The sequence below is a fragment of the Algoriphagus algorifonticola genome (assembly GCF_007655305.1).
In the GTDB taxonomy this organism is placed as follows: Bacteria; Bacteroidota; Bacteroidia; order Cytophagales; family Cyclobacteriaceae; genus Algoriphagus; species Algoriphagus algorifonticola.
Window position 1 is genome coordinate 1 of record NZ_VLOG01000035.1, and the last position, 14,394, is coordinate 14,394.

Genomic DNA, 14,394 nt, shown 5'->3' on the forward strand with positions numbered 1-14,394 from the left:
CCTATCAGTTCTGAAAATGGCTAAATAGGCCACTTTCTGGTTTTTCTCTTTCAGAAAAAAAAGCCCGTAGAATCTACGAGCTCTTTTGAAGGCATAGCCTGATTAAAACTTAACACTGAGGTAAAGTTCCCCACTTTTGGTACCAAAAAAAATACCCTCTACAGGGTATTTTTGGGGTATAAACAATCTTTAGGTCCGAAAAAATATAGTTTTATAAAGTTTTTGAGTAAAAACATCGAAAATCTTTCATCTTTTTTCAACCTATTTTCAGACTTAGCGTAATAGCCTTCAATCAAGATCACTGCTTAAAAAAAAGTAGAGTGAATTCACCTTATAAAGTAATGAAGCCTATGGGAAATACATTTACTAATCCCACTTGAATTTGCGGCATTTTACCGCTAACAGAGGTTTAATAAAATTTGACAAAAGCATTCTTCCTTTTGGAATAAGCATTGCAAGTTAATCATCTGTTTTTATTTACTTTGTCCTGTAATTCGAATCGAAAGGACGAAAACCAAAGAATTATCCAAAACCAAATAAATCTTAATCCAATCCCTAAAATGAAAGAAAAGTTTATCTCATTTTCGCTCAATCGCTCCTTAATGTTCGCATTGGTTGCGTTGCTTGCTGTGGGTGCTTGTAAGTCCAAAAAGAAAGCAGTACAGCCAGAACCAACTCCAGCTCCTGTAGAGCGCGTACAAGAAACCCCTCCTCCTGCACCAGCTCAGCCTTCTGCCGAAGAAGTTGCTGCCCAAAAACTGGAAAGTGCTTTCAACTCTGTAGCAGGAGCATCTAACGCATCTATGGCTAACCAGTCCATCGAACAGACCTTGGCGATGTTCTCTAATCAGCAAACACCGGTTTTGATCGTAATTCACGAAGAAAACGGAATCAAAGATTATGATGAACCTACTACTATCCGTAAGTATCTTGAGTACTTAAAGGATACTAAAAAGAATCTGAACTACATCTCTGATATCCGTTTGGATGCCAATGGTAAAGTTTCAGAACTTGAACTGAGAAGAAAATAACCATCCTAAGAAAATCAATCAGCATGAAATCAAGCATGAATTTGTCTCTTATCTATAAGAACAGAGCTTGTATGGTTTCTTGTGGCCATTTAGAAAAAATGATATACCAATGAAAAATAAATTAATACTCTTTCTTGGCCTTTTCCTTGCGAGCTCTGTAGTAGCTCTAGCTCAGTCAGAAGATATTAGCCCTTCTAGAAAGCAGGCTATTGATTCTTTGGCTTTGGAGAAAGTAAAAGACCTTAGTAAATACATCGCCATCATCGGAAGCAAAGAAACTCAGTTTTCTGAAGCAAACCGTGTAATGGACAGAGCTGAAGAATTATTCGCTCCAGGAGCTGAAATGGGTGTTTCCAGCATCAACTCCAACGAAATCGCTTACTATAAAGTAAGAAGATACTTCGAGCGTTTGATGGCCTTGAACTATGACCGTGTAAATATCACTTGGTACGATATCCAGTACATCTCCGACTTGGAAAGACAGCCTGATGGCCGTTATGTAGGTGTGATTACCATCTTCCAAAGATTCGAAGGTACTTCTATCGAAACAGGAATGAATTACAAAGACACCACAAAAAAGGACATCACTATTTACGTTGAGAAAAAACAGACTCAAATCGCTGGTAGAACCATCGAGTTCTGGGACGTAATGCTGGGTGATGTGAGAGTGACAGAAACCTCCGCATGAGATTTACCTTAATTACCCTTGCGATTCTCCTCGCAAACATTTCGATTGTTTCCGCCCAGGGCATTGGCTCTGGCGGAACAATCAAAGATGACGGCCGATTCGCCGCTTCTACCAAACAACTCAATCAATTTTTCAGAAGGTTCAATGCTGAAGAATCACCGGACGGAAATACCCGATTTTATCCCGGAGATTCTCTTTATCACAATAGCCCCTTAAGGCAAGGATTTATTCAGATTTTATTTGACAATCAGACCAGCTCTGTGTCGAAAGAACTGAAAACACAATTTATCAATACCGTTCTATCTGATGGATATCCCCAGTATCTGAATTTTCACAGAACAGGATGGTTTTCAGAAGTACAGGCTGAATTTATCTTCAAAGGAAAGCGCGAAAAAGTAACCTTGATTTTGAAATTACAGCCGGAAGGATTGGGCTACGAATGGGTCATTGATGCTGTAAGTTTCCCCCCTTTCAAAAACCTATTTAACAAGCCCGTTGGAGATGAGAAAGATTTTCTACATCCTCTTTCTCATGAATTGGGCTTTATGAATCTCAGAAGAGCCTTTCAGGATTCCAAAATGCCTGAAGCTTTTACCGGCAAATCATTTCATCCGGATTATTTAACCCTGTTCCTGTATGAAATGAAGCAAAATAATCTTCGTTTCTCAACCGTTAATGAGGTGAAGTTTCACTTCTTTCAAATTGAAGGTTGGTATTTCGAAGTATCTCAATTTAACCGACCTGGCTTCAACACCGGTTGGTTGATCTCCAATCTCGTCAAATTAAATCCTGGAGATAAAGAGACGATTCAACAGTATATCTATGATCAGAAGTAATAGTATCATCTTTCTTCTTATTTTTTTGTTTGGAGCTCAGCAGAGTTTTTCCCAGACAGTAAAAGGCTATTCCAAACAGGAATTGGACGATTTTTCTTCCAAAGTGGAGGATCAGGTTCGATTCTTGGAATATCTTCTGAATACTATTGGCTCATCCGAAACTTCGGCTCGGGACAAAGATGTAATTATCCGGGAGAGTTATTTAAAGATCTTTAGAGATGGGATTGTACAAGTAGAAGATGACTTGCTTCAAGACCGAATGGTAGTGACCAATAAAGATGTCACTGCCTATATGAAAGATATTGAGTTCTTTTTCAAGGATGTGAATTTCAAATTTAAAATCCGTGAGGTTAAACCATCCCAGAAAGAGAATGGTCAGGTGTTTTTTGTGGTTTCTCTGGATAGAACGATCACGGCGACTTCCAAGGATGGAAAGAAGATTGCCAATACTAAGCCCCGCTTTGTAGAGGTCAATCTAGACAACAAAAGCCAAGAGCTTAAAATCGTCAGTATGTATACCACCAAACTCAGCAGAGATCAAGAGCTGAATGAATGGTGGCAAAGCTTAAACCCAGCCTGGAAATCATATTTCAGAGGAAGATTCAAAATTGGAGCTTTTGACTCAATAGGCTTGGATCATTTGTATAAATTCGTTTCCATCGATTCCTTGGATATTTCAGGGACAGACTCATTGCTTAACTTGAGACCTTTAGAAGCATTGAGAGACTTGAAATATGTTGATCTAAGTAATACCAAAATCAGAGCTTTAGGTCCAATCTCCAATGTGACATTTTTGGAATACCTCAATGTATCCAATACTCCGACCTCAGATATTCAGTTTATCAAATATTCAGATAGGCTCAAGCATCTGGATATTTCTAATACCAGAATTCAAAATATCAGTGATCTGAAAAATTTGAAATCCCTGAAGAGTTTGAAGCTGGAAAAGACCCCGATCTTGAGCTTTGCGGTACTCAATGAGTTTGATAGCCTCCGATCCCTAGATTTGACTGAAAGTGGCTTCAACAACACTGAAAACATCAAGGCACTCAATAAATTAGAGCATTTGAATCTCAGTAAAAATTATTTGGTGAATTTTGCTCAATTGGCAGAATTGAAATCTCTGAAAACGCTGAATCTTGCTGGAACCAATATTCAGGATTTGACACCTTTGATCAATTTGGATCAACTAGAATTGGTGGACCTGACCGGAACTGAAATAGCAGACATTTCTGTGCTGAATGGCAAGTCTAATTTGGAAAAAGTTTTAGCAGACGAGACCAGACTTTCTGTAATTTCTGCTGATAATTTTATCAGAAACAACCCTAATGTATTGTTAATCCACCATGTGAAGGATTTGGAATCTTGGTGGGCTGGTTTATCAGATGCATGGAAAGCAAGACTAAAACAGGCAAATCCAAGAATTCAATCAGACCAGCCTAATGTAGAGATTTTAACTACTACCATTGGATTGGAAGAGTTGGATTTGTCCAGTGCAGGTATTGAAAGCTTGCTGCCTGTGACTCGCTTTGTCAAATTGAGAAAAATCGATTTTTCCGATAATCCTATTTCTGACCTTCTTCCTTTGAGTGAGGTAAATACTTTGGAAGAGATTAAGGGTCAAAATACCTTGGTTAAAGATTTGAGTCCAATTAGGAACAATACAAAGATCAAAAGACTGGATTTCAGCGAAAGTCCTATAGAAAGTATTTTGCCTATAGTGGGACTTCCGGAAATTTCTTATTTGAATGTCAATAGGTCAGCCATATTTGCTGAGGAGGTTCCTGAGGTATTGTTGAAAAAACCGGATTTGACGCTGATTTATAGGGTGCAGTTCCTGGAAAATTGGTGGTCCGAATTACCGCAGCTTTGGAAAGATATCTTTAGAAGAGAGTTTGGAATGCCTGAAAATCCAAGTGTTGAGCAATTACATAATTTGACTGCCAAATCCTATTTGCAATTAGACAGAACGGGGATAGAGGATATCAGGCCTTTGACGGCATTTGTAAACCTTAGATCGCTCAGTATTTTCGATGCGCCACTGTCAACCATTGCTCCGATTTCTGAGATGACGCTCTTGACAAACTTGAAAATTTCCCAGGCTCCTGTAGTAGATTTTCTTCCTATTTCGAGCTTGTTTGAATTGGAGAGTTTGGATATTTCCAATACAGGAATAGAGGATTTAGAACCACTTGGAGCTTTAAGTAATTTAAAAAAGCTAAATCTTTCTGGAACAAATTTGAAAGTATTGAGAGGGCTCGAACCTTTGATCAATTTGCAGGAATTAGATGTGGCAAGTACCAATTTACGTTCCTTAAGGCCAATAGAAGGATTGAGCAATTTGAAAAAGTTAAGTTGCTTCAATACCAGGCTTAACAGTAGGGCAGTGGATCGCTTCAAAGAAAAAGTCCCTGATTGTGAGGTCAGGTTTTATTAAATGGACATGAACCCTCCAAAGGTTTTCTAATTTGAAAAAATCACTGGAAAAATACCTCCTTCATTTTTCTAACTATCCTTTGGAGGGTTTTTAGAAAAATCCCCCTTGCCCCCTTTAAAAAGGGGGAATTGATCCTGCTCGGATTTAAGGCATTAAATTCAAAAATTTAATCTCATCAAAAGCCTGAAAGGCTTGAACTCTTCAATAGCCACGCCTGAGGCGCGCAGGCCCGAGTGCAACTCGGGGTATAGATGCGATCAATTATTTACCCAGCGCTGGCCCTTAATCTCAAATTGGAAACGGTAGTTCAATGCCAGCAAGACGGAGAGGAAACCTTAAATCAACCCTCCATAATATTTTTTGAATTGAGGAGATGGTATAAATAATATCCATTCCCACTTTATGGCAAAACCTTGGAGGGTTTGTCCGGATTACAAATCCTACGATAAGAGCTCGAGATTACAAATCTCGAGCAGCTTAGGAGATAGACCTCCAGTCGTACCCATGGCAAAAGCTCCAAAGGAGCGGACGATTAAATAGCCGTGGGTTTTAACCCACGGATCTTGGTACACCGATCCCTTCCCCAGCGCTGGCCCTTAATCTCAAATTGGAAACGGTAGTTCAATGCCAGCAAGACGGAGAGGAAACCTTAAATCAACCCTCCATAAGATTTCTTGAGTTGTGGTGTTGATATAAATATCCATTCCCACTTTATGGCAAAACCTTGGAGGGTTTGTCCGGATGACAAATCCAATGATAGGAACAGCTTAAAAAAAGAAAATCCCTCCCACTTTTTGGAAAGGATTTTCGATTATTTGCCTCTCTTACGAAAGGGATTAAGGGAATAAAAAGTTTGAAAAAAAGTCCCTTAATAATTTTCTAGAAAAAACTAGGAGAAAAGCTGCTTAATCACCCTATTCCAAAGGTAGAGTTTGTCTTTCAAAAATAAATACCCTGTACAGGGTATTTTTTATGCTTTAGAGCTAAAAGTTTTCCACATTTTTATACATTTCAAATAATTTGTATAATAATATCAATTGTCAAAATTATTCATTTTGAAACAATAGACTCAATCATACATGCTTTTAGGTCCTTGGTATTTTTGGTTTTCTGATATCAAATCTTTAAAAAAATAGGTTTCGCAACTGATTCCTAAGGGGTTAAAATCGATAACTCTCGACTAACTCCTTTAATCTCCAAGGCTAAACATCAAGAAAAATGTCAGAAGAAAATTTCCTTTCCATTTAGCCTAGCTACCATACTTTTGCAGACTGCTACTTTCTTTGAAAGTATCTAACCTTTAAAATCTTTCTTTCCAGATTTGTTTTTCCGTTTCAATATTCCATTTTGCTTTCGATGCTCACTCAATCCTTTAGATTCAGTAATATAAATACCTTACTCTATGCGAAAGCTATTCTTCTTTCATTGACCCTGATCGGAGCTGCTTTCATTGGATTTGATATTTCTGATGAAGGTTTGTATGCCTTCCTTGCGGATCCTTTGCAACCAAACCCTCAGGCGGTATTTAATTATGATTTATTTTTCAAACTGATATTCAGCTTAACTGAATTCAAATTTTCACTTATTCAGTTAAGACTTCTCCGTTTGCTTTGCTACCTGATCGCAGCTTGGAGTTTGGCTGTATTTTTTAAAAATTACTTTGCCCATAAAAAAGTCAGCTGGCAAATTTTCTCCTTCATCTTTATAGGAATTTGTCTTGGGTATGCCTTTCTCCCGCAGACACTTTCCTACAACTCTTTGAATGTTACTCTTACAAGTGTCTGGCTGGCAATTTTGTCCAAACCTCATCAAAAACCTTATAAATACCTTTTGATTGGCATTTCTCTGGCATTGATTTTCTATGTCAAATTTCCCACGGCCATCCTTTTATTTGGTATCACCTACATCACATTATTTTACCAAGAATCATTGTCTTGGAAATGGTTGCTGATCCTGTTGCCTCTTCTTGTATTTGAACTTCTATTCTTGTCCCTTTTTCAGGAAAATGCTGTTTTAAGATTGTCTGATACACTTGGAAATCAATTAGAAAGGCCTCATTATAATTTGCTTGATTTAATAAAGTCCCCACTTGTTGGGGTCTTTTGGCTAGGTATCAGCTCCATCGGTTTTTTCCTTGTGAAACTCTTGAATAATAAATCGAAGTTGAAGCCATTTCTAGTGATTTTATCCTGCTTGACTTTCCTATTGGTAGCTTACCAAACTCACATCACACAGGAATGGAATCATCTATTTTTATTGATCCTTTTCTTATTTGTCATTCATAGGCTGTATACTGGCTTTGGGAAAATTTCTTCAGCTCAGTTACCTTGTATTCTCATATTATCCCTTCTTCCATTCATACTTCATTTCGGAAGTAATGTATACTGGTTGAGAATAGGCATTCACTACGCAGTTTTTTGGTTGCTTCTGATAGTGATTTTATCCAAGAGAAGAAATCAAATGTTAGTGGGATTGAGTATCCTTTCCTTCATTTGGATAATTAATGGCCTGGTATTTCAACCTTTTGAGCAATCCCCTCTCTTTGACTCCAAAAGCTATTGGAAAATCCCCGGCAACTCCGGATTGTTTTTGGATAGCTCATTAGTTGAAATTTTGGAGAAATTGCGGGTGGAGTTGGATGGAGAAGATAGTGTACAGGCCTTCTTCCGAAATCCAGGATTAGCATACTTATTGGGGAAAAATACCCCAGGTCAGGCCATGGTTTGGGATCCGAGTCAATTGAACACGCTAATTAATTTTGAAAAGGGATATCCTGTGATTTTTTGTCATTCTGAACTATCTGGCCATATTCCAGACTTACAAAATATGGAAAAAACCTACATAGGCTCTTACCAATCAAGACCTATTTACATATTTCAAAAGCAATCCCAAAACTGATTCCTTAACTTGCATTAATAAATTTCGACCATCTTGCCATTATTAGGAGATTATTACTAATACTAAGCCATATTCTTTTTATCAGTATCATCAAAAATACTGCTTATTATCTGCTAAAAGGATCAGAATCCGGAAGCTTCGCCTGCCGTGGCTGGGTCTTCGGTCACCGGTCTTCCAACCGGTCAAGCAAAGAAATAAGGCAACTGGCATGATTGCAGATAACCAGATTTAATAATAACCAAAACCATGAAAAAAAGCTATTGGAGTATTCTGGGCGCACTAGCCTTAATCATGATAGCTTTTTTGCCTTGGAGGTTTCAGGTAAATGACGATGAACTGATGATGTGGCTGGTTTCTGGAGCCTATACAGGTAAACCAGAAACTTATGCGGTTTTTATCCATCCCATTTTAAGCTTTGCATTAGCCAAACTCTATTCCCTTTGCCCTCAGATTCCTTGGTATCCAGTCTTTTGGTTTGCCTTGGCCTATTTTGCCTATTTCACTCTTTTACAGGTGATAGAGCGTGAGTTTGTTGCCAAGAGAATGAAAATAGTTTTCTTCCTATTTGCCTTCGCTATTCTAATTCATTTCAGCTTTTTTCTTCAGTTTTCTATCATTGCATCTCTTTGCGTTTGTGCTGGACTGGCAAATAGGATTTCAAAGAAAAAGCTACACGACCATTCTGGTAATTATTGGATGCTCTCAGACATTTTAATTATTGTAGGATTTCTTATCAGGCCTGAAGTCGCAATTTTACTTTTGGCAGCCTCTTTTCTTTATTTCCTCATTTTGTCACATCAAAAAGCATGGATGCTGGCTACACTTTACCCGTTGATTTTTGTTCTGTTATTTCAGGGAATAACTTTTCTTTGGCCAAAGTCTGAACCACTCCAAGACTTTATTGAACACAACCAGCTTCGCTCCCAGGTTTTTGATCATCCATTCTTGCAATTGGAAAAGGATAGGTTTATCAACTCCGAACCAGAACTCTATTATTTTTCTAACGGCCTAATTGATTTTTCAGAAAATCAGTTGACGCAGGAAAAACTAATTGAGTGGAAGCAAATGTTGGATGATTTAAGGTGGGAAGCCCTTTCTTTTTCTTTCTATCAAAAATCAGTTGAAACTTTTATCCAAAACGAACGCTTCGTCTTAGCCTTGATGGGGATCTTTCTGCTTTTCACCCTATTCACTAATTTAAAAAAGGGGCTAAAACTTTTCTTGGTGATCTTGTTGGGATTGATAGTTTTAGCGCCGTTCTATTTGATAAAAATTCAGATATATATTCTCCTGTTTCTTTTATTCTTCACCTTGATGCTGCTCGATAGGGAAGATGGTGTATTTCAGAAATGGCCTTTTCTGATTTTCCAATCTATCCTGTCCATAGTCATTATTTTTCATTGCTATTCTTTCAGCCTAAGTCATCATAATATTTCCTCCGGAACTGAGCTTCAAGAGAAATTGAATGAATTGAAGAGGAATGGCTTCGACGAAATTATAATTGCCGGAGAGAATAAATACTACCTGGAACTGATTTTTGAATCTCCATTGCCTTTTAAAATCATGGGTTGGGCTAGCTTATATGAGCACTTTTTTCTCAATACAGAAAATTCAGACAGAGCCTATTTGATAGATGTGAATACATATGAAAGTAATCTTGGCTATTTCAAGAATTGCAACTATCAGGTGGAGGAATTCAATCATTTCATCATTATTAAATGCCCGAAATGAGACTTTGGTTGAAAAAAAATCTTTGGGTATTCGATATCCTGATGATGGGGTTAATACTGGCCACTTTGACCTTTATGATCAAATTTGTGCCCTATGGAGTTGATATTAAGATCCATAATTTCTTCCTGATCGAGTATCTGGAAAACGGCTATTTTCCAATCCCTCCAGGTTATTATTTTCTACTCTATCTATTAGATCTTTTGATCAGCTATAAATTTCAGTTTTTGGTAAGTTCCATTCTGTTAATGACAGGATTTTTATGGTGGAAATTTAGAATTACAGTCAAATGGATTTTTGAATCTTCATCTCTAGGCATTCAGACATCTTATCTTCTTGCCTTTTTGTTTTTCTTTTTAGGCCCCATTGTGATCCCTTCCATTGATAGAGAATACTGGTATTTAGGAAAATTCAGTCAAATCATCTGGCACAATTCAACCATCATTGCAGCTTTCCCCTTTTGCTTACTTTTAGTTAAGCAAACTCTATCTTGGTGGGAAAATTACAGCAATCGGGCATTTCTTAACATATGCCTCTTAGTAGTAACTATTTTATTGATCAAGCCCAGTTTTCTATTTTGTTATTTACCAGTCTTCCTTTGCTACACGTTTTACTTGCTTCGACGTCCATCCCAGCCATTCATCTTAGCCGTCTGCTTAAGTGTTTTTTCATTGCTTCTTATCTGGATAGAAAAAATATTGATCTTTCAGTGGGATCCTATGGTGGTCAATTACTATTCACAAGAGGATATTCCTAGGGTGGTTTTGGAACCCTTCAAAATTTGGTTTCATTATAGCAATGAACCCTTTTATGATCTTTTAAGCAGTATCCCTCTTACTTTATGCTTTTTGATTTTTTGGAGGAGAAAAGCATTTGAAAATAGGTTTTTCAGTTTTTCATTTTGGACTTTACTCCTAGCGATTTTGATTTATTTCCTCTTAGCTGAAACCGGTTATAGAGAGTATCATGGAAATTTTTATTGGCAAATACCAGTTGCGCTATACCTCCATAATTTAAGTATGTTGCTCATCGTGCTAAAAGAGCATCAGGAAAAGAATGAAAAATCCCCTTTCCGCATCAAAATATTTGCTTCGATTTTCAGTATCCAAGTTGTATTTGGCTTCGCTTATTGGCTGCGGATATTTTTTGAACGCATCATCAGCTGACCTTCTTGGATTTCCAAAAAATGACTAGCTTTTTTTAGCTCCATTTCATAATAAGGGAGAATGTAGCGGATCACTTCCCCTTTTTGATTGGCTACCGGTAATTGCTCCAAAGCAAACCCTGTGAGAGCCAAGGTATCGATTTGAACGAGTGGCTGTTCAAGCGTTTTAATATGGCTTACTAGATCCCTAGGAATATCCTGTGTTTGATGATTTTTTCTGAGATAAATTAGCTCGTATTGAAAAGGAATTAGGAAAAGGAAAGCTAAACCATTGATTATAAGCAATGCTTTATAATAGTACTGGGAAGGAAATACGGAGATCATTCTCAGATTCAAAAAAACAGTCAGAGGGAGCATCATTCTCCATTCTGTCCATTTGTAAAATTTATAAAAAACCAAGGTGAATAGGAATGTAACTGCAAGCATCACTATCCCCGAAAAAACCAATTTATCTTTAGCAAATAGAAAAAAACCTAGTATGAAGGAGGCAAAGAGCCAGATTTTCCAAATAGCATAAAAAGTGCCTTCTGAATAAGTAAAAAGAAAATAAATATTCCGTTTGATGTTGAAAAATATGGTCTCCAATAAAATGCTCCATTTTCCTTCTCCAAACCAATATTGGATCTCTGAGAAAACATTGACCACTCCTTCATGAAAATTGGTTTGTAAAAGCCAAGTTAAACTAGGAATACTGAAAATCAGCAGTAATACTAAGGACCTCCTGCCATTCCACAGAAAAGGAAACAGCCCAATGAGCGCAAAGAGCCAGGTACTTCTAAATAGTCCTAGCAACAGGATAAAACTCACTAAAACCCATAAATCTCTTTCTTTATGGGATTGATGATAGTTTTCGTAGAGATAATAAAGAATAATTGCTCCGCCTAAATGAATCAACTCCGGTAAAAGGCTGACAGCGTAAAACAGGGTAAAGGGAGAACTTAGAATAAGTATTATCTGAAAAAGTCTAGTTGTTAGCTTTTGGTTAGAAAGAATCAAAAGAAATAAACTCAATAAAAGAATAGCCAGATTTACTTTTGAAATAAGGAGGTAATCATATCCGAAAACTTTCCCTACACCACCGTAAAGCAGGGGATATGCCGGCCCATGCGCATCAAATTCGCCTATCTTTGAACCTTTACCACTGTAGGTAAAGGAAGCTTTTAAACTTCCCGTTACAGTGTAGGACTCTGCATTTTTCATATAAAAAAACTCATCTCCATAATAGGGCTTGTTTTCCAAACCCATCAAGGAAAAAAAATAAGCATAAACTAAAATCAGCCCTCCAATAGCCAGATAAAGCAACTTTACATAATTCTTATTCCAATGGAGCATTTTTTTATACTTAAGATTTTTCCAAATTAAGTTACTTTTTGAAGATTCAATAGGCAGTTTTTCAAAACACTTGGAAAATTAAGGCATTCCCATAAATTTGTTAGTGAGTAATTTTTTTACTCAGTTTAACTCAAATTTTCATCGGGTTGAAAACTCCGCCGTTGATCTGCCCTCCATTTGGAAATCCTGAAAAACGGGACTGAAAGGGCGAAGCTTTCTAAAGTTTAAAATTTAGAGTTTAAAGTGGGTTAAGCCGTTGATGTTGAAAAAAAACTCCATTTTGGCTTAAACCTTTTCGACTTACTTTCTGTAAAAGCAGTTTGAGAACTAATGTTCTTTTTTAAGTTTTTCTAGCTAAATAATTTTTACATGAAAAAAAATATTCAAGACAGGACTTTCGATTTTGCAGTAATTATCCTAGATGCATATTTCATATTAAGAGAAAAAGGACATTATAAGCTCTCTGAACAATTAGTAAAATCAGGAACCTCAATAGGAGCAAATGTCGAAGAGGCTCAAGCAGCGCATTCTAAAGCAGATTTTATCAATAAACTTACAATTGCTAATAAAGAGGCAAGAGAGACTAGGTATTGGATTAGATTATTTAATAGGAAGGAACTTCTGTTAGATTTTCCTTCTTATGAATACATATCAAAGGAAATAGAAGAGATTATTTTGATTTTAAACTCAATAATTAAAAAATCCAGATCTAATTTATCCTGAGTACGAATAGGGTTTTTCCACGCATTCCAACTTTAAACTCTTCACTTTAACCTTTAAACTTATTTTTGTTAGAATCCCTGGTTACTTCCAAAACAAGAATTAAGCTCCTGCTCAAATTCTTTTCCCACCAAAATTCAGGATACTTGCGCTCTCTGGCCAAGGATTTTGATGAATCCACCAATTCTGTCAGGGTAGAGCTCAACCGCCTGACAGAGGCAGGGCTTTTAGTTGCTGAAGAGGAAGGAAAGACCAAAGTATACAAGGCAAATAAGCAGCACCCATTTTTCGCTGAGATCAAAAACATGGTTTCCAAATTCTTAGGCTTGGATGACCTCATGGAACGGATAGTCAAAAGAATGGGTGAGGTTGAAAAAGCCTATATCATTGGAGATTATGCTCATGGCATAGACTCAGGAACTGTCAATATGATTCTGATAGGAAAGAATCTGGACCAGAACTATTTGAATTTCATCAAAAACAAAACCTACGAAAAAGTCCAAAGAAAAGTCGAGGTATCTATTCTCGATGAAGACCCAGGTAATATTGCCGGAATACTAGTGTACGGAGCCTAAAAAAAACTTTAAACTCTTCACTTTAAACTTTAAAAACTCTTCACTTTAAACTTTAAACTCCAAGCCTTGTCCTCACCTAATCCTCATTACAAAGTAATCGAACCCTCCTCCGGCTGGAAGATGGTGGATTTCAAAGAATTGTGGAGATACAAAGATCTCTTGTATTTCCTTACATTGAGAGGAATCAAAGCCCGATATGCACAGTCTATTCTTGGGGTTTCCTGGGCGATCATTCAACCCTTATTCACGACGCTGGTTTTTACCTTGGTTTTTGGCAACCTGGCCAATGTAGATTCCGATGGGATGCCCTACATATTGTTTTCATACTTGGCTCTTTGGCCTTGGAATTATTTTTCAGGAACGCTTACCGAATCAGCCAACTCTTTGATTCAAAATGCCAATATGATTACTAAGGTTTATTTCCCCAGAATGGTATTGCCTTTGTCTGCTTTATTGTCTAAGCTTCTTGATTTTTTGATTGCCTTTGTAGTAGTCATTGGCTTTTTGATTTATTTCAGGCAAGTTCCTGGTTGGGGAGTGTTATGGTTGCCATTATTGATAGTCCAGCTCCTGTTTTGCAGTTTGGGAATAGGGATGTTTCTTTCTGCTTTAGCTGTAAAATACAGAGATGTGAAGCATGCGCTGACTTTTTTGGTACAGCTCCTCCTGTATGCCGCTCCAGTAGTATATAGTACTACCGCAGTTCCGGAAGAATATAGAAGTTACTACGTATTAAATCCTATGGTAGGAGTAATAGAGGGTTTTCGGGCAGCTTTTCTAAACCGTCCCATGCCCTGGGAATGGATCTGGCCGGGAAGTTTGGTAGCTATCGTATTCTTTGTATTTGGAATGTTTTATTTTAGAAGGATGGAGAGGATTTTTGCGGATGTGGCTTGATTCAGTTGGCAGTGAGCGGTTGGTAGTAAGCAGTTACGTCACTGCGAATGAAGCGAAGCAGTCTCATAATTTCTCGCGGCGACACAG

General features: G+C 37.4%; 11 protein-coding genes. 10 read left to right on the forward strand and 1 reads right to left on the reverse strand.

Features of this window, described 5'->3' with window-relative positions; all coding sequences use genetic code 11:
• Window positions 1–560: 560 nt before the first annotated feature.
• From FL972_RS07555 to FL972_RS07585, 7 genes are all read left to right on the forward strand, one after another.
• Complete coding sequence (locus FL972_RS07555) at window positions 561–1,031, forward strand: nucleoid-structuring protein H-NS (protein ID WP_144604459.1); 471 nt, start codon at window positions 561–563, stop codon at window positions 1,029–1,031.
• A 109-nt stretch (window positions 1,032–1,140) separates the two neighbouring features.
• On the forward strand, window positions 1,141–1,719 hold the full coding sequence (locus tag FL972_RS07560; protein ID WP_091654750.1) for a hypothetical protein: 579 nt from the start codon (window positions 1,141–1,143) through the stop codon (window positions 1,717–1,719).
• Window positions 1,716–2,555 carry a hypothetical protein gene (locus FL972_RS07565; protein WP_144604461.1) on the forward strand — a complete coding sequence of 280 codons (840 nt, stop codon included), beginning with the start codon at window positions 1,716–1,718 and terminating at the stop codon, window positions 2,553–2,555. Before FL972_RS07560 ends, FL972_RS07565 begins: the two co-directional genes overlap by 4 nt.
• Window positions 2,542–4,992, forward strand: a complete 2,451-nt coding sequence (locus FL972_RS07570; protein ID WP_144604463.1) for a leucine-rich repeat domain-containing protein — start codon at window positions 2,542–2,544, stop codon at window positions 4,990–4,992. Before FL972_RS07565 ends, FL972_RS07570 begins: the two co-directional genes overlap by 14 nt.
• A 1,356-nt stretch (window positions 4,993–6,348) precedes the next feature.
• On the forward strand, window positions 6,349–7,890 hold the full coding sequence (locus FL972_RS07575; protein ID WP_144604465.1) for a hypothetical protein: 1,542 nt from the start codon (window positions 6,349–6,351) through the stop codon (window positions 7,888–7,890).
• Between the two features lie 246 nt (window positions 7,891–8,136).
• Entirely contained in the window at window positions 8,137–9,621 is a 1,485-nt protein-coding gene (locus FL972_RS07580) for a hypothetical protein (protein WP_144604467.1), read from the forward strand.
• Window positions 9,618–10,784, forward strand: coding sequence for a hypothetical protein (locus FL972_RS07585; RefSeq protein ID WP_144604469.1), 1,167 nt, complete (start codon window positions 9,618–9,620; stop codon window positions 10,782–10,784). The genes FL972_RS07580 and FL972_RS07585 overlap by 4 nt, the downstream gene beginning before the upstream one ends.
• Here the strand turns inward: FL972_RS07585 and FL972_RS07590 are convergent.
• Window positions 10,745–12,115: a hypothetical protein gene (locus FL972_RS07590; RefSeq protein WP_144604471.1), complete on the reverse strand. Its 1,371-nt coding sequence runs from the start codon at window positions 12,113–12,115 to the stop codon at window positions 10,745–10,747. The two genes, FL972_RS07585 and FL972_RS07590, sit on opposite strands and share 40 nt — an antisense overlap.
• A gap of 369 nt (window positions 12,116–12,484) precedes the next feature.
• Between FL972_RS07590 and FL972_RS07595 the strand changes: the two genes are divergently transcribed.
• The 3 genes from FL972_RS07595 (at window position 12,485) to FL972_RS07605 (ending at window position 14,307) form a co-directional block, all read left to right on the forward strand.
• The gene (locus FL972_RS07595; protein WP_144604473.1) at window positions 12,485–12,838 is read left to right on the forward strand and encodes a four helix bundle protein; all 354 of its coding nucleotides are present in this window, start codon (window positions 12,485–12,487) and stop codon (window positions 12,836–12,838) included.
• A 65-nt stretch (window positions 12,839–12,903) separates the two neighbouring features.
• Window positions 12,904–13,410 carry a winged helix-turn-helix domain-containing protein gene (locus FL972_RS07600; RefSeq protein ID WP_144604475.1) on the forward strand — a complete coding sequence of 169 codons (507 nt, stop codon included), beginning with the start codon at window positions 12,904–12,906 and terminating at the stop codon, window positions 13,408–13,410.
• A gap of 120 nt (window positions 13,411–13,530) precedes the next feature.
• The gene (locus FL972_RS07605; RefSeq protein WP_144604477.1) at window positions 13,531–14,307 is read left to right on the forward strand and encodes an ABC transporter permease; all 777 of its coding nucleotides are present in this window, start codon (window positions 13,531–13,533) and stop codon (window positions 14,305–14,307) included.
• The last annotated feature ends 87 nt before the right edge of the window (window positions 14,308–14,394 follow it).

Coding starts and splice junctions, on each gene's coding strand:
- FL972_RS07555 (WP_144604459.1), top strand. CDS start 561: ATGAAAGAAAAGTTTATCTCATTTTCGCTCAATCGCTCCTTAATGTTC.
- FL972_RS07590 (WP_144604471.1), bottom strand. CDS start 12,115: ATGCTCCATTGGAATAAGAATTATGTAAAGTTGCTTTATCTGGCTATT.
- FL972_RS07605 (WP_144604477.1), top strand. CDS start 13,531: ATGGTGGATTTCAAAGAATTGTGGAGATACAAAGATCTCTTGTATTTC.
- FL972_RS07565 (WP_144604461.1), top strand. CDS start 1,716: ATGAGATTTACCTTAATTACCCTTGCGATTCTCCTCGCAAACATTTCG.
- FL972_RS07580 (WP_144604467.1), top strand. CDS start 8,137: ATGAAAAAAAGCTATTGGAGTATTCTGGGCGCACTAGCCTTAATCATG.
- FL972_RS07595 (WP_144604473.1), top strand. CDS start 12,485: ATGAAAAAAAATATTCAAGACAGGACTTTCGATTTTGCAGTAATTATC.
- FL972_RS07575 (WP_144604465.1), top strand. CDS start 6,349: ATGCTCACTCAATCCTTTAGATTCAGTAATATAAATACCTTACTCTAT.
- FL972_RS07560 (WP_091654750.1), top strand. CDS start 1,141: ATGAAAAATAAATTAATACTCTTTCTTGGCCTTTTCCTTGCGAGCTCT.
- FL972_RS07585 (WP_144604469.1), top strand. CDS start 9,618: ATGAGACTTTGGTTGAAAAAAAATCTTTGGGTATTCGATATCCTGATG.
- FL972_RS07570 (WP_144604463.1), top strand. CDS start 2,542: ATGATCAGAAGTAATAGTATCATCTTTCTTCTTATTTTTTTGTTTGGA.